Genomic DNA, 24,944 nt, shown 5'->3' on the forward strand with positions numbered 1-24,944 from the left:
TTTAATCAAAGTACTGGGCAAGAGTTCTTCACTTATAGGCTTTAACAAGGCAGTGATTTGTTAAGTCCCATCCAAAACTGCTGCACTCTATAAGCCTATAGAGAGAGGAAGTCTTTCACTTTTTGAAGAACACGTTCTGCAGTGTCTTTGTCTTCCATTTCTGCGAAGATTCGTAGTAACGGCTCTGTTCCTGAGAAACGAGCAATCACCCAGCCGCCATTCTTGAAGTACACCTTAGCACCATCTTCATAGCTGACTTTTTCAATTTCGTATTCAAATTCAGGCAGTTGTTTCTCTACGTAGATCTTAGTGTAGAGAGTTTCCTTCTCCGAAGGCTTAAACTTACAATCGCCTTCAGCGGTGTAGGCATAGCCATATTTAGAGTAGATTTCATCAAGCAGCTCAGACAATTTCTTACCTGTTACGCTGATCATCTCAACCAGTAGGCTTGACGCGAAGACACCATCTTTGCCTTTGATGTGACCACGAATGGTTAAACCGCCTGAGCTTTCGCCACCAATCAGTGAGTCATCGGCTTCCATTTGCGAGCTGATATGTTTAAAGCCTACCGGAACCTCAAAGCTTTTCTCGCCGTGATCCGCCGCCACTTTGTCGAGTAGGTGTGTGGTTGCGATGTTGCGTACGACAGAACCTTTCCAGCCTTTGTATTCCAATAAATAGTAGTAAAGCAGCAATAGCACTTCGTTAGGATGGATGAAGTGACCCTTCTCATCGATGATACCCAAACGGTCGGCATCACCATCAGTACCAATACCAATGTCATAACCTTCTGCGGCTACTAAGTGCTTTAAGCGATACAGTGTTGCGGCATTTGGCGATGGCATCAAGCCACCAAAATCTGGGTTTTTGCCATCGTTGATCACGTCGACATCACAGCGACCGTTAATCAGAACGGTTTGCAACGCGTTTTTCGCGACACCAAACATAGGGTCAATCAGTACGCGCAGATTCGCTTTCTTGATCGACTCGATATCGATGAAGTTAATGATCGAATCAACAAAGTCGTTCATTGGATTGATGATCTCGATCTCTTTGTCGTTCAACGCTTGTTCAAAGTCGACACGGATAACGTCTTCGTTGGTTAGAGTTGCGATTTGCTGCTCGATCTTCTCAGTGATGATCTCGTCAGCATCACGACCACCTTCAATGAACACCTTTATACCGTTGTAATCCGCTGGGTTGTGAGATGCGGTAATACATGCCGAGTAGGTACACCCCATCTCTTTTGCTTGGAACATCACGATAGGTGTTGGAACGAATTTATCAATGAAGCTTACTTTGATGTTGTTCGCTGCAAGTACTTCTGCAAACCAGCATGCCGCTTTATCTGAAAGGAAGCGACGGTCATAGCCGATCACAAATCCGTTCTTTGCAGCATCTTCGTTGTTGATGATGTTAGCGAGCGCTTGCGCTACCAAACGGACGTTTTCTCTAGTGAACTCCTCACCAATGAAAGCGCGCCAGCCACCTGTACCAAATTTAATCATTAGAAAATCCTTTTAGTCTCATTGTCTCAAGCCTGTAAAGACTTGAGACAAGAGCTGTTCGTTAAATTGAGTGACTAGCCTAGAACAACGACAACATCGTTCTCACTGCCTTCTGCTTGTACTGGGATTGCACCTTCAACTGACTCACCATTGATAGTGATAGAAGCAACGCCTTTGCTTACTGCATTCGGGTTTTGCACTGTGATGTTGTAAGTTGCGCCACGCCATTGACGAGTAACCTCGAACTCTGGCCAATCTGTTGGGATACATGGATCAACCGTTAATCCTTCAAAGCCAGTACGAACACCAAGAATGAAGTTGGTTACCGCAAAGTAAGCCCAACCAGAGGTACCGGTTAACCAAGGGTGGTTTGCGCGGCCGTGGTCTTGGTGGTCTTTACCCATGATGAACTGCACGTACGAGTATGGTTCTGCGTAACGTGTTTCAATCATGTCGTTTTGGTTATACGGGTTAAGTGCATCGTAGAATTTCATCGCACGGTCACCACGGCCAAGTTTCGCTTCTGCTACCCAAGCCCATGGATTCGGGTGAGAGAAGATTGCGCCATTCTCTTTTACGCCTTGGTAAACGCGAGTCACGAAACCGATGTCATCGTTTGGTGTTGCAAATGAAGGGGAGTTTAGGTGTAAGCCGTATTCAGAGAATAGGTTCTCATCTACTGCGTCCATCGCTTTCTCACCGCGCTCTTGAGAAACGGCACCAGACAGAACTGCGAGCGTGTTTGACTCAAGGTGTACACGGCCTTCAGCTTGTTGTGCAGTACCGATCTTGTCGCCATTTTTAGTCAGGCCACGGATGTACCAACCACCCTCGTCATCCCAAAGGTGAGTTTCACACGCTTCGCGTACGTTCGCTGCCATTTCTGTGTATTTAGCAACATCAGCATCGTTATTGCGGAACTTAGCAAGGTCTAAAAATTCTTGTAGCGCCCAGAAGTGTAGGAATGACACCATTGAAGATTCACCGCCACCTAGGTTCAAACAGTCATTCCAGTCAGCACGTAGACCTTTACAAATACCAGTTTGCCCCACGTATTCTGCAGAGAAGTTCAGTGCCGCTTTCATGTGTTCGTAGACAGTCGCTTCACCTCCGTCTGCGTATGGAATTACTTCATCAAAGAAGTCATGTTCACCGGTTTCCATCACATATTTGATGATGGTCGGAACGATCCACAAGTGATCATCAGAACAAGTATCTTCAATGCCGTGGATCTTGTCGTCATCTGACGGTGTTGGAACAACAGTTGGTGATTTTGAAGGCTCAACGTCTGCTTTCTCTGGATCGAACCAGTCTGGATCGAATAGGTGTAGACCGTAGCCCGCTTTTACTTGGCCACGAAGCAGGTCGATAATACGTTTCTTGGTCATTTGTGGGTTGGCATGAGGTACTGAAATCGCATCTTGCGCAGTATCACGGTAGCCAAGACCAGTACGCCCCCCAACTTCAATGAATGATGCAAAGCGTGACCAAACTACACAGGTTTCTGCTTGGTACAGTGTCCAAGTGTTGATCATGGTGTCTAAGCCTTCGTTTGGAGACTTAACTTGGAACTTGTTGCAACGCTCGTCCCAGTGATCTTTGATGCCTTGGAAAGCCGCATCAACGTTTGCTGTATCTTGGTACTTCTCGCGTAGGCGTTCCCCGTTGCCTTTACCTATACCTAGTACGTACGCAAAGCGAACTTCTTCACCCGGTTGAATGGTAAATTGCTTGTGCAGAGAACCACAGTGGTTGTAACAGGTTTGAGCGCTGTTCGAACACTGACCGTTTTCAACCGCAATTGGATTAGCTTCATCACGGTACATGCCAAGGAAGTTGTCACGTTGGCCATCGTAGCTGTCTGGTGAGAAGGTTGACGCTAGGTAGTAGAAGCCTTCAAAGTCGTTAGTGTTGTAGTATAGGTCGTATTCCAACACACCTTCTTGGTAAGACGTGCCCGCAGAGTACAAAGACATCTGGTGGTTCTGGTTGTCCGATTGGATGTGGCTGAACGAGAACTCAACAAATGAGAAGGTGCTGATAGTACGTGGCTTATCAGTGTTGTTCTTTAGCACAACGTCCCAAACTTCTGCATCTTCGCCTTTAGGTACGAATAGCGTTTTGGTTGCGGTAATGCCGCTGTATTCACATTTGAACTTTGAGTATGACAGGCCGTGACGAACCTCGTAGTTCGCTTCATCTAGGCTCTTGGCCACTGGTTGCCAAGAGATAGACCAGTAATCACCCGTCTCATCATCACGCAAGTAAACATAGTGTCCAGGACGGTCAAAGGTGCCGTTTGGACGGAACTTAGTAACACGGTTGTATTCCGGAGAGTTGTAGAACGAGTAACCGCCCGCATTGTGCGAAATCACGGTACAAAACTTTTCAGTACCTAGGTAGTTGGTCCAAGGTGCTGGTACATCAGGGCGAGTGATGACGTATTCGCGATTGTCGTTATCGAAATAGCCGTATTTCATTGTCATTTCCTTTTTAACAAACTGCATCTATGCAGCTAATTTTTAAATAGTGATGCTGAGTCTTATCTGACTGAGCACCTTAATTTGAGTTAGCAAGCGCTCGATGTGAGTGTTGCTTTGGTTTTGTTTTATTGAGCTTTCCAAGGGTTGCGATAGTCAACATTGAGTCTGTCGAGTAGCGGCAAGTGACCCTTTAGGCGAGACAGGTAATCTAGCCAGTTTCGGTTGTTTTTATGTGTCCAACATCCTTCAGCTAAAGCGCTAATTCTTGGAAATACCATGTAATCCATACGCTTTTGGTTGGTGACGATCTCACACCATAGAGCACACTGAATTCCGCGGATCCGCTTACGAATTGGGTCGGTGTCGGATATCTCAGCAAGCGCTTCGTAGGTATAAGCTTGTTCTAATGGGATAACGGCAGCCCAATCTACGCCCGGCTCTTCCGGTGCATAATCTTGGGTCATGTCGAGATAGGTAAACTGTGCAGGTTGCAACACCACATCAAAGCCTTGGCGAGCGCAATTGACAGCCGCTTCTTCACTGAGCCATGAGTAGATGATGGTCTCTTTACTCACTTTGTCGCCGTGCTGTGCTTCTTCCCAGCCGACCATGCGTTTGCCGAGTTGCTTAAGCTTGTTTTCGGCATAGCGGAATAGGTGGCCTTGTAGGTCTTTGCTGTCTTGGTACTGGTGTTCTTTCATCAATGCTTGAGCAGCAGGGCTGTTGGTCCACACACCGGGTGGCACTTCGTCTGCACCCATGTGAATCAATTCGCTCGGGAATAGCTCTGCGACTTCTTCAATAACTGCATCTAGAAATTGGTAAGTACCGGGCAAACCTGGGTTTAGTACATTGTCGTTGTAGTGCTGAATGCTCTTGTATTGAGTGGTATCCGCTTGCTCTACCAGCATGTCAGGCAGTGATTTGATTGCGGCACGGCAGTGTCCCGGAATATCGATCTCTGGGATCACCGTGATGCTGCGTTGCTCTGCATATTCAATGACTTCACGAATTTGTTGTTGCGTGTAGAAGCCGCCGTAGTTTTCCGCAATGTGGGTATATTGCGGCTCTAGTGCATGATCAGGGCCACGCCAAGCGCCAATTTCTGTTAGCTGTGGCAGGCTCTTTATCTCAATTCTCCAACCTTCATCGTCAGTTAGGTGCCAATGAAATACGTTGAACTTGTAGTGCGCCAGTTGATTGATTAAACGCTTCACTTGCTCTACTGAGTGGAAGTGACGAGCGCAGTCCAACATCATGCCGCGGTACTTAAAGCGCGGTTGGTCGGCTATCTTGCAACATGGTAGAGAGAAGTTCTCTGCGTCCAGTTGTTGAACTAGTTGAATCAAGCTTGCCACAGCGTGTGTAAAGCCCGACTGGCTGCCTGATTCAGCAATAATCTGTTGTGCAGTGATGGTCAGTTTGTATTCGGCTTCATCTAACGTCGGGTTGCTGCGAAATAGAATGTTGCCGCTTTCGTCTTTTGAAAGTTCAGCTGAAAGCGCGGTCGAAAGAGACAGCTCAAAGGTCGAGAGCAACTCTTGCTGGAACCAAGAGACTGCCTTATCAGCAAGATGAGATTGAACCTCAATTCTGCAGTCGTTATTTAGCGCGAAGTTACTTAGCGCGAAACTACCTTGCTGAAATTCGATCTGATTAGGCTGAGGAATCAATGCAATCTCAGCAGCGTTAACTTCAGGTATTTGATTGCGTTCACGGTATGGCGAAGCCAGTACTATGGGTGATATCGCGACAGGCAGTACCGATGTTTCTCCATCATTATGTGACTGGATAAAGGCATCGTTAAGGCCATCAGAATAGAAGCGGAATGGTGCGCTTTGAATACTGAATTCAAGGTAGTAATGGTTGTTGGCCTTTAACACTGACGAACTTGGTGTGAATGAGCAAAAGCTGCCAACTTGAGTCAGCTCTCCTTGCGATAAACTCTCTGGAAGGATGAAACGATCAAATGCAAAGTGCAGAGACCAATCTTTTACGTCGAGGTCACTTAAGTTATGTACCGTAAGGCCAAATCGGCAGTTATTTTTTTGTTCAGAAAGAACAGCTAAGTCGATGCGATAATTCATATAACTTCCCTGCTAAGCCTGTTGATACAAGTTGTGTTGTGGTTTTCCGGCAAACATCAATGCGCCTTCAATAGCGTCGAATTGAGGTTTAACGATCCATTGTTGTACTGGTGGTGATAGCCAGTTGAGAATACGCTCAGCGATACTTCCCATTAAGCACACCTTGTCAGCGCCTTTTCGATGCAGTGCTAAGACAAACATTTCGATATCAGCCGCGGTTTGCTTGAGCATATCGATAGCCAGTTCGTCACCTTCGTTAGCGAGTTGAAAAATAACTGGTGAGAATTGACCGTAATCCTTTGGAATAGCACCTTTTGACCATTCGACAATGGCATCCACATCATTATTAAAGTGATTCATCACATGTAGAGTCAGCGGGGTTTTGTTGCGAATACCGTCTTCTGCAAGCAAGACTTGTTGAATCAAACGTAAGCCCATGACTGCGCCGCCGCCTTGATCTGAAATCGGAAATTCACGACCGCCAACCACATATTGCTCACCGTCTTTTAGGAAGATACCGCAAGAACCCGTACCACCGATCATGATTGCGCCGTCTTGGCCATTGTGAGCACCAATGCAAGCGCCATAAGCGTCGGTATTTAGTGTCATGCTTGCGAAAGGGTGTGGTTGAGCCATGAAGTCGAACCATGCTGATTTTTGCTCAGCGCCAGCCAGCGCTAGGCCAACATGCATATTTGAAAAATGGTCTGAGTTGAGTTGCCCTTGTTGTGCCGCTTTTGTGATGGCATCAATAATTGAGCTCATCGCAACATCAACACCCAAAAGGATGTTGCCACTGCCACTTTTCGCTTCACCAATCAGTTTGCCTTGAGCGTCACGAATACGAGCACGACAAGAAGTACCACCACCATCAATACCGACGTAGTAAAGAGTCATTATTATTGCTCCTTACGCTGAGCTAAGAAGTTGAACTGTGCAGCGGTTGCTAATAAGAACCACGCACCATGAGGGATCCATTGCTCACCCCAGCGCCAGTTTTGAAGCATGTCATCTTTTTGTGCTGGTGGATTGAACGCAATGTCTTGTTCATCTTCAAAACCAGCTGTGATGCCATTACAGATACCGCCTTTCGCATTGAAGAACCCAAGCTGAGGTAGGTAGTCTGGGTTGTTATGGCCGTGACCATCGAGCATGCACATGTGGTATGGGTTGAGGCCCAAGATCCAATCAAGGCTGTTTTGTGAAAGCTGGATTAGACGCTGTTGAAGGTCATTATCCTTAATGTGCGGTTGAACTAGGTAAGCCATGGTTGCGAGTGAACCAAGGCGAGCATTTTCACCTTGCCACCAGTAACCTGTCTCGTTCTGTTGAGCGACGAAGAAGGCATCACGTTTATCACCATCGACAGATTTAACGTACTGTCTTGGGTAGCCGAATGGGTTGATGACTTTGTCGGTAATATTGATTTCGAACTGACAAGCTTTTTCAACAACCGAGCGAGCTTTTTCTTTTAGCTCGGCATCGGTTTCATTGCCGATGTATTCGCATAGCGCAATCACCGGAAGGCCAGCTTCTGCTGCATGAAAGTATGGGCGAGAGCCATCAGAATTTGCAGACCAGAAGTGTTCAAATGAATTATCTGACTGTTGGCGAGAGATTAAACGAGTCGCCCAAGTTCTTGCTTCTGTTAGGTATTGCTGGTCTTGAGTTACGCGATACAGCTCATTGGCTGCGAGTAGGGCGCAATACTCATCGATGATGTTCTCTTCGCCATCGTTTAGGTATTGAAGGTTGTGTTCTTTAAGGTGCCAATAGCCTTTCGCAGCTGTATCAAGGTAGGTTTTGCTAGAGTAACTGCCAGAGGTTTCAAGCTCAGATGCAGCAGCCAGTGCTGCAATAGCAACACCTGCACCTTGTCGGTAGCCAGCTTGTAAGTCTGTTGATTTATGGCCTTCTTGAGTCGCATAAGCGCAGATGTCGCGCTGATTGATATCTTTGCTCCATTTGTCGAATACCGTCATATAGAAGTATCCGTCGGCGTCTTGCATACGCACTAAGAAGTCGGCACCGAACAGAGCCTCTTCAGTTAAACGAGTCATGGAGAATTTTGGGAAGTCTGGGTTATGGCTAGTCAAGCGTACACTTTTTAGCATGTTCCAAACGACCATTGGAATTTGTTGTGGGTTTAGGTAGTTACCATAAGACAGGTGGCTAAAATACTTACTGACATCTCCTGATGCGTCATACCATCCTCCGTGGACATCGACGTATCGGTCGGTACCTAGAATTTGTGCTTGTCGATCTTTTTTGTCGAAAATACCGCCACAGCGTTGTGACTTAAAGTAATGAAGCACATCAGAAAACGTGTGGTTCATTAATAAGTTGCTACCAATCTCAAATACTTCTGAACGCAGGTTGTCAAAACGTAGGTAGTAGCGACCAGATTCAGTGACTGAACTGAAATCAATAGTGAAGAATTGCCCTTGATGCCAATTTGCTACGCGGCCTTGTTTAACCACATCAAAATTTCCGACAGTCATATGGTTGTCAGCACAGACGAGTAGAGCCGTAGTGCTTGATAGGCGAGCTTTCTTAGTTTGTAGGATAGCTTGCTTCGGGCCTGTGGACTCATAGCCAATATGGTTGGTCAATAACAGCATCAATATTCTCCGACAGTCCTAGTTTCTATTGGCTAGGTACTTGAATGTTTTGGATATAAATAGTTAGGGTCCGAAGACCCTAACTTGGGTTTTATTGCTTAGCTTTCGTGTAGGTAACAGCGCACAAAGTGGTTATCAGCGAGCTGCGTAACCCCTGGTAGCTGCTCTTTGCACTTATCCATTGCGTGAGTACATCTGCCTGCAAATGGGCAGCCTGCTGATACTGGTGTCCACAGAGGAATCTCACCTTTGTTGCCTGCAAGTTGCTCGTGGATCGACTTCTTAGGATCTGGAACGGCCGAAACAAGCAATTGGGTGTATGGGTGCTGAGGGTTAGCAATCACGTCATCGGTATCGCCCCATTCCACCATGTGTCCCACGTACATCACCGAAAGGTCTTCAGCGATGTAACGAGCGGTTGCGATATCGTGAGTGATGTAAAGCAGAGACATTTGCTTCTCGAACTTCATCTCTTCCATCAGGTTCAAAACACCGGCACGAATCGATACATCAAGCATTGAAGTTGGCTCATCGGCTAGTACAACTTCGGCACCTACCGCGATGTTGCGGGCTAGGTTGACACGTTGACGTTGGCCGCCAGACAGTTGGTGAGGGTACTTCTTCGCCGTCTCTTTTGGTGGGATCAGGCCCACTTGCTCTAAAAGATCGTAAACACGTTCTTCTAGCTCTTTCTTGTTGCCCGGAGATACTTTCTTGTGGATCAACAGTGGTCGAGCAATGTGGTGGAAGATATTGTGCGTTGGGTTCAATGAACCAAACGGGTCTTGCCATACCATCTGCACGCCTTCACGGTAGTGCATAAGATCTTTTCTGCTTGAGATCTCTTGGATATCACGACCTTTGTATTCGATCGTGCCGCCTGAAGGTGCGTACATTTTTGCGATCATTTTTGCGGTTGTTGATTTGCCTGAACCTGACTCACCAACCACTGCTAGGCCACGGCTTTTGTACATCTTGAATGACACGTCGTTAATCGCACGCATCATTGGGGTTTGAATGGTGGTACTGCTTATTGGGAAGTCTTTTACGACATTCTTGCCTTCTACCAATAATTGACCGAAATCTTTGCTCATAATTGTCTCCAGAATCCTTATTCGCTTTGCTTGTTTTTAGGCGGTCGAGCCGCCTTGTTCGTTATTCACGCTGAGTCAGCGTGCAAGCTATAGCTTCCTTTGTACTATTGGGTCACCGTACAGGTGGCAGTTAGACAAATGTCCCGGGTCGATAGAACGCAGCTTGGTTGGCACCTTGGTACACTTTTCATGTACACGGTCACAACGAGCTTGGAAACGACACCCTTCAGGGATCTCTAACAGGTTCAGAGGGTTACCTGGAATACCTGCTAACTTTGTCTTTGGCCCTGTCAGTGGAGGGAAAGAACTTCCCAGCCCTTTGGTGTAAGGGTGGTAAGGGTTTTCTAGAATATCTTGAGAGTTAGCTACTTCGATTAGCTCACCTGAGTACATGATGCCGATGCGGTCAGAGAACTCGACCATCAATGACAAGTCATGGGTGATGAACAGAATCGAGAAGCCAAACTCTTCTTTCAGTGCATAGATCTTTTGTAGGATTTCGCGTTGCACAACCACATCAAGTGCGGTTGTCGGCTCATCCATAATGATCAGCTTTGGATTCAGTGCTAACGCGATAGCGATAACTAAGCGCTGACGCATGCCGCCAGAGAATTGGTGAGGGTAATCACTCAATCGGCTCGGGTGAATATCTACGATTTCAAGTAGACCTTCAGCACGTTGTTTAGCTTGCTCACGAGTCATGTTGGTGTGACGCATGATTACGTCACAGAACTGCTCTTCCATCGGTAGTACTGGGTTGAGTGCGTTCATCGCGCTCTGGAATACCATCGACATCTCACTCCAACGGAACGACTGCATACGGTCATCACTGTATTCAAGGATGTTCTCACCGTTGAAGATAACCTCACCACCACTGATGTAAGCGGGCGGCTTATGAAGACGCATAAGAGAGAAAGCGACCGTTGATTTACCACAGCCAGATTCACCAGCTAGGCCGAAGACTTCACCTGGAGCGATGTCGAAACTTACGTTGTTACACGCACGAACATCGCCAGACTCTGTGATGTAATCCACGCATAAGTTGCGGATAGAAATTAGTGGTTCAGACATGATTATTTATCTCCGCTCCAAAGTGCATTTTGTGGTGGTAGTTCTGGTTCACGTTCTTCTTTGTCTTGAGCTGCTAGTTTCTTCCAACGCTTCATGCCTTTGTGAGAACGCAGTTGCGGGTTAGCAATTTCATCGACCGCGAAGTTAAGTAGAGCAAGACCAGTTACAAGTAGTGTCAATGCGATACAAGGAGCCAACAGTTCCCACCAAGCGCCAATCAGCATTGATGAAGAGGTTTGAACGTTGTAAAGCATGATGCCCCAGCTGATTGTGTTCGGGTCACCAAGACCTAGGAACGAGATGGTTGCTTCCATCATGATTGCGTACATCACCGAACCGATGAAGCTTGCGCCAACGATAGAGATAAGGTTTGGTAGAATCTCTACGAAGATGATGCGGAATGAAGATTCACCCAAAACTTCAGCGGCTTTTACAAACTCTTTTTCACGCAGTGCTAAGGTTTGGGAGCGAACAACACGGGCACCCCAAGCCCAAGACATAAAGCCGATAACCAAGGTTATGGTGAGTGGCCCTGCCTCACCGATAAAGGCTGCTACTACGAACAGTAATGGGTATTGAGGGATTACCAGCATGATGTTCATTGCGGCTGTTAGAACGTCATCGACACGGCCACCGAAGTAACCTGCAGAAACACCAATAACAGTTGCGAGTAAACATACGGTTAGACCCGCACCAAAACCTACAGCAAGAGATACGCGTGCGCCGTATACCACTTGAGACCAAACGTCACGACCCATACGAGTTGTACCTAGTACGTGGTCTGCCTTTTTAGACATGATCAATGTACGACGGTCGTCTGCTAGATTTTGAGCAACCCAGCCATCAGGGTTAGTTTGTGCAGACTTCACCACGAAACCAGGATATTCGTGTGGGTTACCTGTACGCTTGTCTGGTACATGTTTGGTGATTAATGGAGCTGCAATCGCGCCAAGAATAAAAATACTTAGGATGATGACGCCTGTTAGGGCCATCGGGTTACGCCAAATGAGTTTTAAAAAGTCTTTCATGATTATTTACCACCCTTACGAAGACGAGGGTCAAGAACAACGTAAAGCATGTCTGCAACTAGGTTAAAGAACAGCATGAATAGCGTCATGATAAGCAGCTGACCTTGCAGTACTTGGTAGTCACGAGCGTTAATTGCGTTGAAAAGTACGCTGCCAAGACCTGGGTAGTTAAAGATGATTTCGATAATTAACTGACCGCCGATTGCCATACCTAGCGACATTGACAGGGCTGTCACACTAGGTAGCATCGCGTTACGAGCTGCGTAGTTGAATACCACTCGGTTTTCGCTCAGGCCTTTGCCTTTCGCCATGGTGATGTAGTCTTCGGCTAATAGGTTGATCATGTTGTTACGCATGTTTACTAGGAAGCCACCAATTTGAACAACAGAAGCACAGAACAGTGGTAAGAAGGCGTGGTAAGCGACATCTTTAATGAATGCCCAGCTTGTCCAATCAGGTATAGTACCAGCGGTGTAGGCATACCCTGTTGGGAACCACTTCAAGCCAATTGCAAAGGTAAATAGTGCAATCATCGCGATAACAACTTGAGGAACGGCTTGTAGAATCAGCATCCCTGGCGTTACGAAGGCATCGTACTTACTGCCGCGTTTCCACGCTGCGAAAATACCTAGGATTGAACCAATCGAGAAAGAAAGAATAACTGCGGTGCCGGCTAAGAAAAGCGACCAACCGAATGCTCCACCCAACAGTGTGTTTACAGAAAGTGGGTAGAATTGAATTGATGTACCAAGTTCCCAGCTAAGAATGTTCTTCATGTACGCCACGTATTGAACTAAGTAGCCACCATCAACGAAGCCTAATAGTTCTTTCATTGCAGCAATACGCTCTGGAGTAACTTGTACAGAAGCGTTCGCAAACATCATGGTAACTGGGTCACCAGGCATTGCTCTTGGAATAATAAAGTTTAACGTCGCAGCAACTAATAGCGCGACAAAATAAAATGACAAACGTCTTAAAAAATAACCCATAACTCACACCTTACTCACCCAGATTGTTTCCCTGTTTCTGGATTCAGGTCGCTCCTAGCGAAATTTGGAACGAAAAATCCCCTGACGACTAGCGCCATACTTTCAATTGAGAGTGTGGGGATTTTTATAAGCGGCGTAAGAGGTTACGCCGCAAGGATTGAACGATTACTTATTTAACTGGTTTTAGGTCCAGTACATGAAGTAGACGCTCTGGAATACCAGCCCAAATGTTTGGACGGCCTTTTGGATTTTCTTCGTTCCACCAACCAGTGAAGCGAGTTGTGTTGTATTGGTACATGTAAGCACCAGACATCACAGGGATTGTCACTTGGTCTGCAGCGATGATTTGCTGGATACCGTGTGCAATGTCTAGCTGCTCGTTCTTATCAGCTGTTTTGTAGAAGCTGTTTAGAAGACCATCTAGCTTGTCGTTTTTGTAGAAGTGCATTGCGAAACGAGGCATACCATCACCAGATTGTAGTGATGAGTTGTAAGCACTGTTCCAGTACGTGTATGGATCCGCACCGTGGAAGTAGTTTGTGTATGCTACGTCGTATGTACCTTCAAGCATTGCTTGGTTGTAAACAGAGAAGTCAGGTGTACGAGCTTTTGCTTTAATACCGATTTCGTTTAGCTGTTCTACCGCTAGTTGAACTGTGTTGTTGAAGTCAGTCCAGCCGTTTGGCGATTGAATCATTAGTTCGAAAGACTTGCCTGATGGAGTGTCAACAAAACCATCTTTGTTTACATCTTTGAAGCCAGCGTCAGCAAGAAGCTTCTTCGCGCCTTCAGCGTTGTAAGTGTTGAAGCCTTTGTACTTGTCATGAGTTTTTTCATCAGACCAAGCTTCAAACGCGTAGCCAAGACCCGATGCGAAATCGTTTACAGTACCGCCACCGTAGAATGCGATGTCGATGATAGTTTGACGGTCAAGAGCCATAGAGAAAGCACGACGGAAGTCAACGTTGCTCAATGCTTCATGCTTCGCAGCATCAGGGTGCTTGAAGTTAACGATGAATGCCTGTGTACCTGCTGGCGGGTACCAGTAGTGGTGTTTAGGGCTAGCTGCTGCGTATGTACGATCGATATCTGGAACGAAAGAAGACGTCCAGTCCATTTCACTGTTTACAACTTTACCTAGGAATTGGTCGTTGTTCGCAATTTGTGGAACACGTAGACAGTCAACATCTAGGTTGTCTGCATCCCAGTAGTTCGGGTTTGCACACTGGATGTATAGCTGCGCTGTAAACGTATCGATTTCTGTAAATGGACCAGAACCTACCGGGTTCTCATTGGTAAACGTTGATGGATCTTTAACGTCTTTCCAGATGTGCTTAGGTACTACAGGTACTTTAGCAATCTCGTAAGGTACGTTTGAGTTTGCTTCTGTTAGTGTGAACTTAACTTGGTTGTCGTTCAGTTTTTCTACAGAAGTTACCCAAGAGTTGATACCAGATTGGTCAAGCTCTGGCTTCTCTTTTACAAGGTTGAAAGAAAAAACAACATCATCAGCAGAGAAAGTTTCTCCGTCTGACCATTTAACACCCTTACGAATGTCGAAAACAACGCTCATCAGATCATCTGACATCTTGAAGTTTTCAGCTAGACGGAACACTGGAGTGTTACCGTGCATTTCGTTAAATACTACTAGCGGCTCATACATGAAGTCAGTTGTAGTATGTAGGTTAGTAGCACCAAGGTACGGGTTAAAGTTACGTACGAATGTAGTGTACTCTTTCGGGTGAACGGTCAGTTCACTGCGTTCTGCAGCGGTTGCTACTGATGCAAAACCTGTTGTAGCAGTTGCAATAATTGCTGTTGCTATTGCTGTTTTTTTTATATTGGCAAGCATAGCTGTTCCTTACTATTTGCTTTCATTTCACTAATGGATTGAATGTTATCTGTCGCTAAATTGTTTAGTAGATACACACTCTGGTTAAAGGCCTACCTCTTCTTCGTTGCTCCAGATTCATCGTTGATTCTGAGAAGTGGTAAGAGTGGCCTGTAGGCCTTTGGCAGGAGTAAGAAAACACCTTATCGATGAATTAATCAAACTCGTTTCCCGTCAAAAATGTTAAAAACACACAACCCCACGTCATTAACGTCAAAATAGGTTGCTCTGGTGGTTTTTCGTACGCAATTGTTAAAGTGATGTGACTCGCATTTGGTTTTGAGGTTCTTGCAGGTTGTAAGTGGCCACTAACTTTAAAGGCTTTTTATTATAATGCCTTACCCTACGTTGGTATAATTGTAGATCTCGGTCACTTGCCAGTTTTACGTTAAATTTCCCTAGAAAATTAAATCTGCCGTTCTGTTGTGACTCGCTTCTCAAACTGCAACAAAGAGTCAGATAACGGTCAGATATGATTGAGAATAGAACGAAAAGTACTGACGGTTACCAGCACGCACTGTGAGTAATTAGCGTGAATTTCCCCTTGTTTAAAGGCGTAAAAAAAGTGCGTTGCAAGCGTTGGGATTCTACTTTTTGTGATTATTAGGCGTACAAAAAAGCCCACGCTAGGTGGGCTCCATTATTCAAAGTATCGTGATGTTGGTTCAGGGTTTAACTGGTCAGTAGTTTCTGAAGTTTATCCCTCAGCATCTCAATATGGGTTCTTTCTGGCGTCTGTTCTTTGCAGTGTTCCAGAATGAATTCGATTGAGCTCAGTACCGTTCGCCAGCGAGGCGTTTTCGGTAGGGTTTCTACGCGTAGGTATTTGTCTAGCGTTCGAGTTTGCAGCGTACTGCGGTCTAAGTAGACGCGCCACAAGCCACTCTTCTCGGCGAAAGCAAACTTGGTTTCACCAGTCACCGATTCCCAGTAGATGATGGCATTCGTCATCGCATCGACCAGTACCTCACGCATTAACTCTTGCTTGTTTTTACCTTCACCGGTTGCCTTGTCAGCAAGACGAGTAAATTCTCCGCCAAGCTCTTTCAGCTGCTGTAACTTATCTTTGTCGCCCTCAAAGGCATAACTAGAGAGAGCCTCAACCGCCGTTTCAAGGTTATTGATTCGGTTTGAGTTAACACCACCACCTACATTAAAGATATACATGGTGTCGAGCCCTGAGCCTTCAGGCAGCTTAAGGATGTCACTTGGTATGCGCTGACGTGTGTCATCTATATAGATATCAATGTCACCGCAGTAGTGGGCTTGTTCTACCTTAAGGTATTTAGGTGCAATGATCTCGTCAGCCATTGAGCGTTTGAGTTGCTCCTGTCCGCGTCTGAATAGCTTCGCTGCGGCTTCGTTGGCAAAACGAATGCGTTGGTCATCGCGAATACAGATGATGGCTTCAGGTGCCGATTCTAGCTGCTCCAATAAGCGGCCTTGAGTTTCTAGCAAGTTAGCTTCAACCATCGCTCTATGTTTGAGTTCGAGTTGCAGTTGATCGTTTTCAAGGCGTCTCTGTTCGGCTTTGCTTGCTGATAGATGTGCTGTAATTCGAGCCGCCAGTTCTTGTTTGTTGAACGGTTTAGACAAGTAGTCATTGGCACCCGCTTCGAAACCTCGAACACGGTCTTCTGCTTGGTTGAGTGCCGTTAGCATGATGATTGGCAACTGAGCATGGTCATATTGTTTACGCAGTGCTTCACAAACCTGATAGCCGCTCATTCCTGGCATCATTATGTCGAGCAGAAGCAGCTCTGGCTTCTCTTTCTCAATCAGTTCAATGGTTTCAGGGCCATCACATGCAGTACGTACTCGATAACCTTCTAACTTCAAGAAGCTGTCTAATACTCGCAGGTTAACCGGCTCATCATCGGCGATAACCAATAACGGGCCATCTGGGTTTTCACTGATAACACTGTTTTCTTGTTGGCTGTTATCAATTAAATCAGGCGCTTGGAAGTGAGAGTAGTGACCTGATTCGTTGTAACTGTCCAGCTCACCTTGAGTCGCTAGGGGCAGGGTAAAGCTAAACGTAGTGCCAAGCATTGGTTGGCTACTTACGTACAGTGAACCGCCCATTAGCTCGATCAACTGACGGCTGATCGATAGTCCAAGCCCTGCACCTTGGCGGTAGTTACTCGCATCTTGGCCTGCTTGAATCAATGGCTCAAAGATGTGCTCAAGGTACTCGGCCGGTATACCTTGGCCAGTATCGACAACTTGTACACGAATGTTGTCATCGATAACGCTGGCAGAGATAACAATTTTACCTTCTGAGGTGTACTTGATGGCATTGCCGACCAAGTTATACATCACTTGCTCAAGTCGTTGAGGATCCGATGAAACCAGACCTAAATCACTTGGGACTTGGTTAATAATACGGATTGGCTTATTGCCCAATAGGTGATGAGACAACTCTAGGACCAAGCTGGTGGCTGTCGACAAATCAACGGCTGATTTCTTAATATCTAAGCTGCCATAGCGCATCTTGTGATAATCAAGCAGATCATCAACCAAGGTCGCCAATCTCTGACCGCTATTGATGATGATATCCAACTGATATTTCTGATTAGCAGGAATAGGGCCGTTCGCTCCAGATATCAACGCTTCAGCGATACCCACCATGCCATGCAGTGGTGTTCTCAATTCATGTGAAGTAGTCGCTAAGAACTCATCTTTGAGTTTATTTGCCAGTTGTAACTCTTCGTTTTGCTTTTGAATGGTCTTAAGGTTGTCCTCAAGCTCATCGTTTTGGCTTTTGATGAGCTGCATTTTTTCACGAATAGATCGCTGCATTCTTTCGAAGCTCACCGCGAGTCGGCCTATCTCATCTTTGCGCTCGGTATTGATCATGGTTTCATCGAGATCACCCGCCGATACTTTTTCGGCAGCCCACGTCAGTTTAAGCAGTGGGGATGTGATGAAGTTAGACAGATAGTGCGATGCAACGACTACCAGAATGATCGCCGTTAGCATCACGATCACGAAGATCTTTTCTAACTGATGAATACGGGCAAACGCCTCTTTCTCTGGCAGCTCTACGACAAGAGCCCATGTTGCGTATTTCAGCTCAATTGGCGTATATGCTGCGATGATCGCTTGATCTAGGGTGTTGTCGAAGGTGCCAACCGCTGTTTCGCCAGCCAATGCTTTATCGACAACATCTAGGCTCAAGTTGATAGATTCTTGTGAATGAGCAAGGCTACGCGGCAGGTGATCATCACCTACAAGCAGCGTTTGAATATTCGAACTCTTGTTGAGATCCGCAATCAACTTAGTAATGCCGTTGATTGGTAGCCTAAACATCGCGTAACTGTGTAGGTAGCCTTGTTGAACGATAGGTGCGCCTAGCCATGCGGTCTGTTTGCCATTCTCGTCTTTAAAGTCAGAAACGATAACCGGCGTGTAATCTTCGTTAGATTTGCGTCGGTCGGTTACGTCTTTGGCTAGTCGTTGAAAGGTAATACCTAGGTTGGAGTCCTTGTATTTTCCTGTCAGCAGATTGGTGCCGTAATCGTCATTTTTAAAGACGGAATAAGCGACGTTACCGTTGATATCAACTAAGAGAATATCGTCAAAATCAGAGCGTTTAAGCAGTTCTAGGTAAGCATTATGGTAGCGCTTGTGGAGCAGGCGATAACGCTCGCTGCCAATAAAGCTGCTGGATTCAGGGAGGATCGACGTTTTGATTTGATCGCCAGAGCCTTGAATATAGCGCTGCTGTGCATTACTGCGTGCCTCGTCAATATCTAACCCTAATCGTTGAAATGCATTGATCAAACCATAAAATCGCCCGCCACTGGCATTGGCCAATTCTGAGCGAACAAAGCCCATCACTTGGGATTCTTGAGCTTGTAGGTAATCGACAATTTGCTGCTGCTTAGTATCACGAACCGAAACAAGGTGTGAGGTGCTTTGTTCCTGGAGATCCTGACTGTGCGATTGGAGGAAAAATATCGCGATAAGTGTCACAGGGGTAATACTGAGGACAAGAAATGCCAGCATTAGGGTATTTTGAAGGCGCTTAAACTTCTGCTTACGATAGAATCTAAACATAAATTGGGTACTACTTTCCTTTGATGTACTGCTAAAAGGGGCGAAAACAAGTACAGAGAATAGAATTAACGGGTTCCAATTTAACGAAATTAACGAGTTTTTTTACTTTGACAAGTAAGTGGTATTTAAAGCGTGTGCAAAAGCTCATTTTTATAGAGTTTTGACAAAAATATGAACAGACAGCGCAGATAATGACCCTGCGCTGTGCTAGAGAGGTTATTTGTTTGCGTGATAGATCGCGAATTTAGTGGTCTTATTTAGAGTCGCGCATTTTCCAAACGCTTGTTCAATAATTGGAATGTATTTTAAGAAACTATTCGCAACAATAATCATCTCACCAGAACGCTTCAAATGCTTAGGAGCCTGAGAAAGTAAGGTCTCAGTCGCGCTGTAGCTAGTGTCTAAACCTGAATGGAATGGTGGGTTACTGATGATGAACTGATAGTCTTCTGCAGTATCAGAATAGACATCGGATGCGAAGACTTTACCCGTTAAACCATTCGCTTCTAGCGTTGCTTGGCTTGATGCCACGGCAAATGCACTGATGTCGCACATTTCTAGCTCGATATCTGGGTTACGAGATGCCATCACCGCGCCCAATACGCCTGCACCACAGCCAAAATCCAGTACCTTGCCTTTTAGTTTTGGCAGAGTATCCAACAGAAGTTGGCTACCGACATCGAATTGACCGTGACTGAAGACGCCAGGAAGGCTTTTTACCGTAAGTGATTGCTCACCAATGTTAACCGTGTAGGTCTTAAACCAGTCTTGCAGGTTGAACGCTTGTGGTTGCTCGAAGCATTGACCCCAGTAGAAAGAGCAACGACGCGCTGAATCGTATTTAACAACTTTGCCGTAAGGAGCAAACATCTTCTCGATGCTTTTCACGCCTGAACGGTTTTCACCAGCCACGACGATCTCGGTATCTTTGCCTAGCTTGGCAAATAGCATCGCCAACAAAAATTCCGCTTCCGCTTTGGCTTTTGGCCAGTACAACATCACTAAGTCGGCTTTGGTCTCTTCGGTAAACTCCGCACCATAAAAACGTTGGATGGTGTTGTAGCCTTCTAATTGACGGTAGTAGCTGTAATTAGAAGTAAACACAGAGACAGATTCACAATGCTTCGCTAACTCAACAGGGAACAAGTCTTCTGCCTCACCGGCAACTAAAACATGTTTGCCTTCAAAGTAGGCGAGTTGGCGTTGAGCAATCTGGCTTGGTGCAATATAAGCTGACATAGGACACTCTGTTGAATCGTTAGCAAAAAATGAGGGCGGATTTTCGCATAATCCGCCCAAAGCTTGAAGTGTTTAATACGGGTTCGCCAATCAAGTTGACGTCAAGTTCGTTAACTCTTGTCTTGCTGGTTTAAAAAGTCCTTAAACTCTTCATCGTAGATGTTGAATAGGACAATGGTAATCGCAAAAATCAATGGTCCGTAGATAAGACCAATTAGGCCAAACAGTTGAATACCACCCAATAGTGAGAAGAAGATCATCAGGGTATTCATGCCTGCACTGCCTTGCATTAGCAGCGGACGCAGAAGGTTATCAATTGAACCAACAATCGCTACACAGTAAACCGTTAGGAAAATCGCCCACGTGGTATCACCAGTTAGGAACAAGTAGGTTGCTGCTGGAATCCAGATTAATGCGGTACCCACAACTGGGATGAAAGAGGCAAAGCCCATCATAGTACCCCAGAATAGACCTGGGAAACCGGCAATCCACATACCTAAACCGCCGGCAAAACCTTGCGCGATTGCGGTTAAGAATGAGCCCATTACTGCTGATTTAGATACTTGTTCTATCTCTGTTAGAAGTTTGTCTTCTTGGCTACGAGACAGCGGCAGAATATGACGAACCACACTGATGATTTTGTCATGATCTCTTAATAAGAAGAACAAAACGAACAGCATCAAGAAGAAATCCATCAAGAAATTGGTTGCGTCACCTAAGATTTTGGCACTGATACCAACTAGCTTAGAACCAAAGCTGGTCGCAAACTCACCGACTTTTTGTGCGATGGCTTGGGGCTCAATGTTGTCGAAAGGCAGGTAGTTATTCACAAATGACAGCGCTTTGACCACTAACGGATGAGCAAACAGAGTCTGAATGCCACCGTGGGTCACCCATTGGTAAGTATTCTGAGAGAACAGAGAACCTTGCTGAACAATTGCTGCGAATACTGCCAATAAAGGGATAACAATAATGAAGGTCAGTATGATACAAGACAGCAGAGAGACGATGTTTTCTTTATTCGGGAGCTTTTTTTCAAGCCACTCATGGATTGGGAACATCAATAGTGAAATGATAAAGGCCATCACGATAGAGTTAACGTATGGCTCGATAAGCAAGTAACAAGCATAAGCCGCCGCGAGTAGGGCAATGATGATCACCCAGTGGCTGGAATTGATTTTGAGTTTTTCTGACACGGTAATGGTCTCTATATTTGCGTTCTGAGTTTATAATGGCTGCAAAACAGAGAGTTAGCAATGAGGAGTTTTGATAATGGGATGCTGTAATAAAGATAAGAAATGCCAAGACGAAGAACAGCAAACAAAAAAAGAGATCCCTTGGTTCAGAATGTTCCTTGGTACCTTGATGTTGTTGGTTTTCCTTTTCTGGGAACGTTAATGCTTTTGGTTCAGCTTTAGCCTTAGTCGACGGCTAAATAAGCTGTCATATTTGTGGCTGTTGAGCGCGATATATAAAAAAGGGCTGCATTTAATGCAGCCCTAAATTCAATCGGTTAGCGACTTATAAAGTGCTTTCGATTATTTGCTTTCAGCAGCAATGATCGCAAGAGAGCGGTCAGCAGCTTCTAGTGTTGCATCAAGTTCTTTTGAACCATGAGCAAGAGAAGTAAAGCTTGCTTCGAATGCTGAAGGTGCAAGGTAAACACCGTGATCTAACATTAGGTGGAAGAAGCGCTTGAAGCGTTCTACATCACACTTAGTTACATCTTCGTAGCACGTCACAGTTTCTTGGTCAGTGAAGAAGAAACCAAACATGCCGCCAACTTGGTGAACTAGCATTGGGATGCCGTGCTTGTCAGCAAGTTGCTTGAAGCCTTTTGCCAACTGCTTAGTTTTTGAAGCTAGACGCTTTTCGTTGCCTTCTTCTCGTAGAAGGTTCAAACATGCGTAGCCAGCAGCCATTGCAACAGGGTTACCTGAAAGCGTACCCGCTTGGTAAACAGGGCCAGTTGGTGCGATGTATTGCATCACGTCTTTACGACCACCGAAAGCACCGACAGGCATGCCGCCGCCAATCACTTTACCAAGACACGTTAGGTCTGGCTTGATGTTGTAGTAAGCCTGAGCACAACCTTCAGCAACGCGGAAACCTGTCATTACTTCATCAAAGATTAGCAATGCACCTTCTTGATCACAGATTTCACGTAGACCTTCGTGGAAGCCTTCTACAGGAGGGATACAGTTCATGTTACCCGCTACTGGCTCAACGATGATACAAGCGATCTCGCCTTTGTTTGCTGCGAAGATTTCACGTACTGAATCTAGATTGTTGAAGGTTGCTGTTAGCGTTAGTTTCGCAAAATCAGCCGGTACGCCTGGAGAGCTTGGTTGACCTAAAGTCAGTGCGCCAGAACCAGCTTTTACAAGTAGGCTGTCTGCGTGGCCGTGGTAGCAGCCTTCAAACTTAAGAATTTTGTCACGACCAGTGAAGCCACGAGCTAGACGAATCGCGCTCATTGTTGCTTCTGTACCTGAGCTCACCATACGTAGCTGTTCCATTGATGGAACCATCTCAGATACCAGTTCAGCCATTTTGATTTCAGTTTCGGTTGGAGCACCGAAGCTAAGGCCGCGTTGAGCTGCTGCAATAACTGCGTCACGAATAACCGCGTGGTTGTGACCAAGGATCATTGGACCCCAAGAGCCAACGTAATCGATATACGCTTTACCATCAGCATCAAAAATAAGTGGGCCATCAGCGCGTTCAACGAAGATTGGAGAACCACCTACGCCATTGAATGCACGAACTGGAGAGTTTACGCCACCAGGAATGGTTTGCTGTGCTTTTTCGTACAGCTCTGCTGATTTGGTCATTGATATATCCTCTTTTGACTGTCGGACCAATTGGCACGCATTGTACCTATCCCTAATCCAACTAGGAATGCTTTCGCCCAGATAATCACCCGAATCTGGTTGTTTTGTGTGGTTACACGTTTTAATTGTTAGATATTGGCGAGTTTACAGCAGTAAAAGGACCGATCCTGTGGTGAATACTTGAACGTTTCAGTCAGGTATTAGATAATCACCGGAATATAAGAAAATACTCAACAACTATGGTCTCGAATTAGATTTGTATCATGTTGTTTTTGACACAGGTAAGAGAGGTTGTCGTGAGCGAAGTAAATATCCCATTGTCTTTTTCTGATGCAGCAGCTACCCGCGTACAAACGCTAATTGCTGAAGAAGAAAACCCAGAACTAAAACTGCGTGTATACATTACAGGTGGTGGTTGTAGCGGTTTCCAATACGGCTTCACATTCGATGAAAAAGTAAATGATGGCGACACTACAATTGTAAACAGCGGTGTAACGCTGGTTGTTGATCCAATGAGCCTACAATACCTAATGGGCGGCATGGTTGATTACACTGAAGGCCTAGAAGGCGCACGCTTCTTTGTGAACAACCCGAACGCTACAACAACATGTGGTTGTGGCGCATCATTCAGCGTATAGCATGAGTTGAAAATAGCTTGAGCTCAAAGCTGTATTAGATACATTTCAAACGCCGAACTTATGTTCGGCGTTTTTGTTTTTACTTAGTAACTTATTACTTTTCAAAGCATTCCTCTCATTTTTAGTACACGGCATATTTTTTAAACTGTCGATAGCGTCCAACTTCGTTGAGGATTGGTCTGTTAAGGTTACCTTTGTGCATAAGGAAGTTGCACATCACGCTATTAAGCCAACTAGCGCGCCTGAATGACATCGGACAAAAGGATTTGTTATGCCCACTCTATTTTCTAACTCACCACTTTTTCAGAAATTGAAGCAGCCGTGGCTGGTTTCTCTGACTCTAGTCGTGTTGTTGTCGATCTGGCTTGGTTTCGGCGTAGGGCAAGCAGAAGAGTCACCTGAAAAAAAGGCAACAGAAATTCCGCTGGCTAAGGTTTCCTTTCAAACCTTCACCTCATCACCGACCTTTAAAACGATTGATCTCTATGGAAGAACGGCGCCCGATAGGCATGCTCGTCTAGGTGCAGAAGTCGCGGGTAAGATTGTCAGATTGAATGTTGTTAAGGGGGATATGGTTAAAGCAGGACAAGCCATTGCCCAGATAGATAAGGGTGATTTAGAGATTCAACTAGAGCGAGCATCTGCGTTATATCGCTTGAAGCAGAAAGAGTTCAAAGCGGCGCAGTCACTGAAGAAAAGAGGACTGCAAGGTGAAATCGCCTACACCACAGCTGAGGCTTCATTAACAGAAGCAAAAGCCATGATGCGCAATGCGGAGTTGGCTTTAAAGAATACTGTGATTACTTCGCCTTTTTCGGGTGTGGTTCAAGATTTGATGGTGGAGCTCGGTGATTTCGTTAGTGTTGGCGATCCTGTTGCTGGCGTGATTGACCTCGATCCTTTGGTTATTGAGGCGGATGTCAGTGAGCGTCATATCCAACATTTGCTAGTCAATCAATCTGCTTTGGTTCGTTTGTTAGGGCGAGAAGAAGCGGAAGGCCGTTTACGCTATGTTTCTCGTATCTCTTCTGTTGCTACTAATACCTTCCCAATCGAGATAGAAATCGATAACTCTAAAGGCCTATTACCAGCAGGTGTCAGTGCCGAAGTTAAACTCAACCTAGAAACAAGAGATGCAATAAAGATAACACCGGCGATGCTAGCATTGGATGAGGCGGGTAACCTAGGGGTCAAAACCTTGGTTTCAGTCGATGACTCACCAACGGTGAAGTTTGTAGGCATTCAGCTAGTAAAGGCCGAACAAGATGGAGTGTGGCTCACGGGGCTAGGTCAACGCGTCGATATCATCACAGTAGGCCAAGGGTTTGTGCGTGATGGTGATTCGGTGATTGCTGTTGAGCAAGTCGCTGAACTCTCTAACGTAACCGCAGAGTAGGAG

The 24,944-nt window shown here is 45.7% G+C and carries 17 protein-coding genes; 3 read left to right on the plus strand and 14 right to left on the minus strand.

The window, feature by feature from the left end:
* Positions 1–95: 95 nt before the first annotated feature.
* The 13 genes from AB4482_RS01050 to AB4482_RS01110 form a co-directional block, all read right to left on the minus strand.
* Positions 96–1,508: a phosphoglucomutase/phosphomannomutase family protein gene (locus tag AB4482_RS01050; protein ID WP_171349772.1), complete on the minus strand. Its 1,413-nt coding sequence runs from the start codon at positions 1,506–1,508 to the stop codon at positions 96–98.
* A 74-nt stretch (positions 1,509–1,582) separates the two neighbouring features.
* On the minus strand, positions 1,583–3,988 hold the full coding sequence (locus AB4482_RS01055; protein ID WP_372128466.1) for a GH36-type glycosyl hydrolase domain-containing protein: 2,406 nt from the start codon (positions 3,986–3,988) through the stop codon (positions 1,583–1,585).
* A 128-nt stretch (positions 3,989–4,116) separates the two neighbouring features.
* The gene (locus tag AB4482_RS01060; RefSeq protein WP_372116608.1) at positions 4,117–6,078 is read right to left on the minus strand and encodes a beta-N-acetylhexosaminidase; all 1,962 of its coding nucleotides are present in this window, start codon (positions 6,076–6,078) and stop codon (positions 4,117–4,119) included.
* Between the two features lie 12 nt (positions 6,079–6,090).
* A complete protein-coding gene (locus tag AB4482_RS01065) occupies positions 6,091–6,975 on the minus strand; it encodes an N-acetylglucosamine kinase (RefSeq protein ID WP_017066804.1) in 885 nt (294 codons plus the stop codon).
* Positions 6,976–6,977: 2 nt separating this feature from the next.
* Positions 6,978–8,699 carry a glycoside hydrolase family 9 protein gene (locus tag AB4482_RS01070; protein ID WP_372128467.1) on the minus strand — a complete coding sequence of 574 codons (1,722 nt, stop codon included), beginning with the start codon at positions 8,697–8,699 and terminating at the stop codon, positions 6,978–6,980.
* A 98-nt stretch (positions 8,700–8,797) separates the two neighbouring features.
* Entirely contained in the window at positions 8,798–9,793 is a 996-nt protein-coding gene (locus AB4482_RS01075; RefSeq protein ID WP_017059411.1) for an ABC transporter ATP-binding protein, read from the minus strand.
* An 87-nt stretch (positions 9,794–9,880) separates the two neighbouring features.
* Positions 9,881–10,864 (minus strand): ABC transporter ATP-binding protein, encoded by a 984-nt coding sequence (locus AB4482_RS01080; RefSeq protein ID WP_017063265.1) that lies wholly within the window; start codon positions 10,862–10,864, stop codon positions 9,881–9,883.
* A 2-nt stretch (positions 10,865–10,866) separates the two neighbouring features.
* On the minus strand, positions 10,867–11,892 hold the full coding sequence (locus tag AB4482_RS01085; RefSeq protein WP_017056648.1) for an ABC transporter permease: 1,026 nt from the start codon (positions 11,890–11,892) through the stop codon (positions 10,867–10,869).
* Between the two features lie 2 nt (positions 11,893–11,894).
* Positions 11,895–12,881, minus strand: coding sequence for an ABC transporter permease (locus AB4482_RS01090; protein ID WP_017059409.1), 987 nt, complete (start codon positions 12,879–12,881; stop codon positions 11,895–11,897).
* Positions 12,882–13,050: 169 nt separating this feature from the next.
* Complete coding sequence (locus tag AB4482_RS01095) at positions 13,051–14,733, minus strand: ABC transporter substrate-binding protein (protein WP_017056650.1); 1,683 nt, start codon at positions 14,731–14,733, stop codon at positions 13,051–13,053.
* Positions 14,734–15,444: 711 nt separating this feature from the next.
* Complete coding sequence (locus tag AB4482_RS01100) at positions 15,445–18,834, minus strand: response regulator (RefSeq protein WP_372128468.1); 3,390 nt, start codon at positions 18,832–18,834, stop codon at positions 15,445–15,447.
* Positions 18,835–19,050: 216 nt separating this feature from the next.
* Complete coding sequence (rsmC, locus tag AB4482_RS01105) at positions 19,051–20,073, minus strand: 16S rRNA (guanine(1207)-N(2))-methyltransferase RsmC (protein WP_372128469.1); 1,023 nt, start codon at positions 20,071–20,073, stop codon at positions 19,051–19,053.
* Positions 20,074–20,183: 110 nt separating this feature from the next.
* The gene (locus tag AB4482_RS01110) at positions 20,184–21,269 is read right to left on the minus strand and encodes an AI-2E family transporter (RefSeq protein ID WP_017059406.1); all 1,086 of its coding nucleotides are present in this window, start codon (positions 21,267–21,269) and stop codon (positions 20,184–20,186) included.
* 76 nt (positions 21,270–21,345) lie between these two features.
* Between AB4482_RS01110 and AB4482_RS01115 the strand changes: the two genes are divergently transcribed.
* Positions 21,346–21,471 (plus strand): hypothetical protein, encoded by a 126-nt coding sequence (locus AB4482_RS01115; protein ID WP_004734537.1) that lies wholly within the window; start codon positions 21,346–21,348, stop codon positions 21,469–21,471.
* Between the two features lie 140 nt (positions 21,472–21,611).
* On the opposite strand, the gene hemL is transcribed toward AB4482_RS01115, so the two are convergent.
* Complete coding sequence (gene hemL, locus AB4482_RS01120; protein ID WP_010436060.1) at positions 21,612–22,907, minus strand: glutamate-1-semialdehyde 2,1-aminomutase; 1,296 nt, start codon at positions 22,905–22,907, stop codon at positions 21,612–21,614.
* 296 nt (positions 22,908–23,203) lie between these two features.
* Between hemL and erpA the strand changes: the two genes are divergently transcribed.
* Together erpA and AB4482_RS01130 are read left to right on the plus strand one after the other, a co-directional pair.
* A complete protein-coding gene (erpA, locus tag AB4482_RS01125) occupies positions 23,204–23,545 on the plus strand; it encodes an iron-sulfur cluster insertion protein ErpA (RefSeq protein ID WP_004734539.1) in 342 nt (113 codons plus the stop codon).
* A 271-nt stretch (positions 23,546–23,816) separates the two neighbouring features.
* Positions 23,817–24,941, plus strand: coding sequence for an efflux RND transporter periplasmic adaptor subunit (locus AB4482_RS01130; RefSeq protein ID WP_102319899.1), 1,125 nt, complete (start codon positions 23,817–23,819; stop codon positions 24,939–24,941).
* Positions 24,942–24,944: the final 3 nt, after the last annotated feature.

Origin of the sequence: Vibrio sp. 10N.222.55.C7, assembly GCF_041473335.1 — a bacterium.
Lineage (GTDB): Bacteria > Pseudomonadota > Gammaproteobacteria > Enterobacterales > Vibrionaceae > Vibrio > Vibrio crassostreae_C.

What these genes read in the sequence shown, in the direction of transcription:
- rsmC (WP_372128469.1), bottom strand. Translation starts at nt 20,073, where the DNA reads ATGTCAGCTTATATTGCACCAAGCCAGATTGCTCAACGCCAACTCGCC.
- AB4482_RS01055 (WP_372128466.1), bottom strand. Translation starts at nt 3,988, where the DNA reads ATGAAATACGGCTATTTCGATAACGACAATCGCGAATACGTCATCACT.
- AB4482_RS01095 (WP_017056650.1), bottom strand. Translation starts at nt 14,733, where the DNA reads ATGCTTGCCAATATAAAAAAAACAGCAATAGCAACAGCAATTATTGCA.
- AB4482_RS01075 (WP_017059411.1), bottom strand. Translation starts at nt 9,793, where the DNA reads ATGAGCAAAGATTTCGGTCAATTATTGGTAGAAGGCAAGAATGTCGTA.
- AB4482_RS01100 (WP_372128468.1), bottom strand. Translation starts at nt 18,834, where the DNA reads ATGTTTAGATTCTATCGTAAGCAGAAGTTTAAGCGCCTTCAAAATACC.
- AB4482_RS01130 (WP_102319899.1), top strand. Translation starts at nt 23,817, where the DNA reads ATGCCCACTCTATTTTCTAACTCACCACTTTTTCAGAAATTGAAGCAG.
- AB4482_RS01085 (WP_017056648.1), bottom strand. Translation starts at nt 11,892, where the DNA reads ATGAAAGACTTTTTAAAACTCATTTGGCGTAACCCGATGGCCCTAACA.
- AB4482_RS01065 (WP_017066804.1), bottom strand. Translation starts at nt 6,975, where the DNA reads ATGACTCTTTACTACGTCGGTATTGATGGTGGTGGTACTTCTTGTCGT.
- AB4482_RS01090 (WP_017059409.1), bottom strand. Translation starts at nt 12,881, where the DNA reads ATGGGTTATTTTTTAAGACGTTTGTCATTTTATTTTGTCGCGCTATTA.
- AB4482_RS01115 (WP_004734537.1), top strand. Translation starts at nt 21,346, where the DNA reads ATGGGATGCTGTAATAAAGATAAGAAATGCCAAGACGAAGAACAGCAA.
- AB4482_RS01080 (WP_017063265.1), bottom strand. Translation starts at nt 10,864, where the DNA reads ATGTCTGAACCACTAATTTCTATCCGCAACTTATGCGTGGATTACATC.
- AB4482_RS01060 (WP_372116608.1), bottom strand. Translation starts at nt 6,078, where the DNA reads ATGAATTATCGCATCGACTTAGCTGTTCTTTCTGAACAAAAAAATAAC.
- AB4482_RS01050 (WP_171349772.1), bottom strand. Translation starts at nt 1,508, where the DNA reads ATGATTAAATTTGGTACAGGTGGCTGGCGCGCTTTCATTGGTGAGGAG.
- AB4482_RS01070 (WP_372128467.1), bottom strand. Translation starts at nt 8,699, where the DNA reads ATGCTGTTATTGACCAACCATATTGGCTATGAGTCCACAGGCCCGAAG.
- hemL (WP_010436060.1), bottom strand. Translation starts at nt 22,907, where the DNA reads ATGACCAAATCAGCAGAGCTGTACGAAAAAGCACAGCAAACCATTCCT.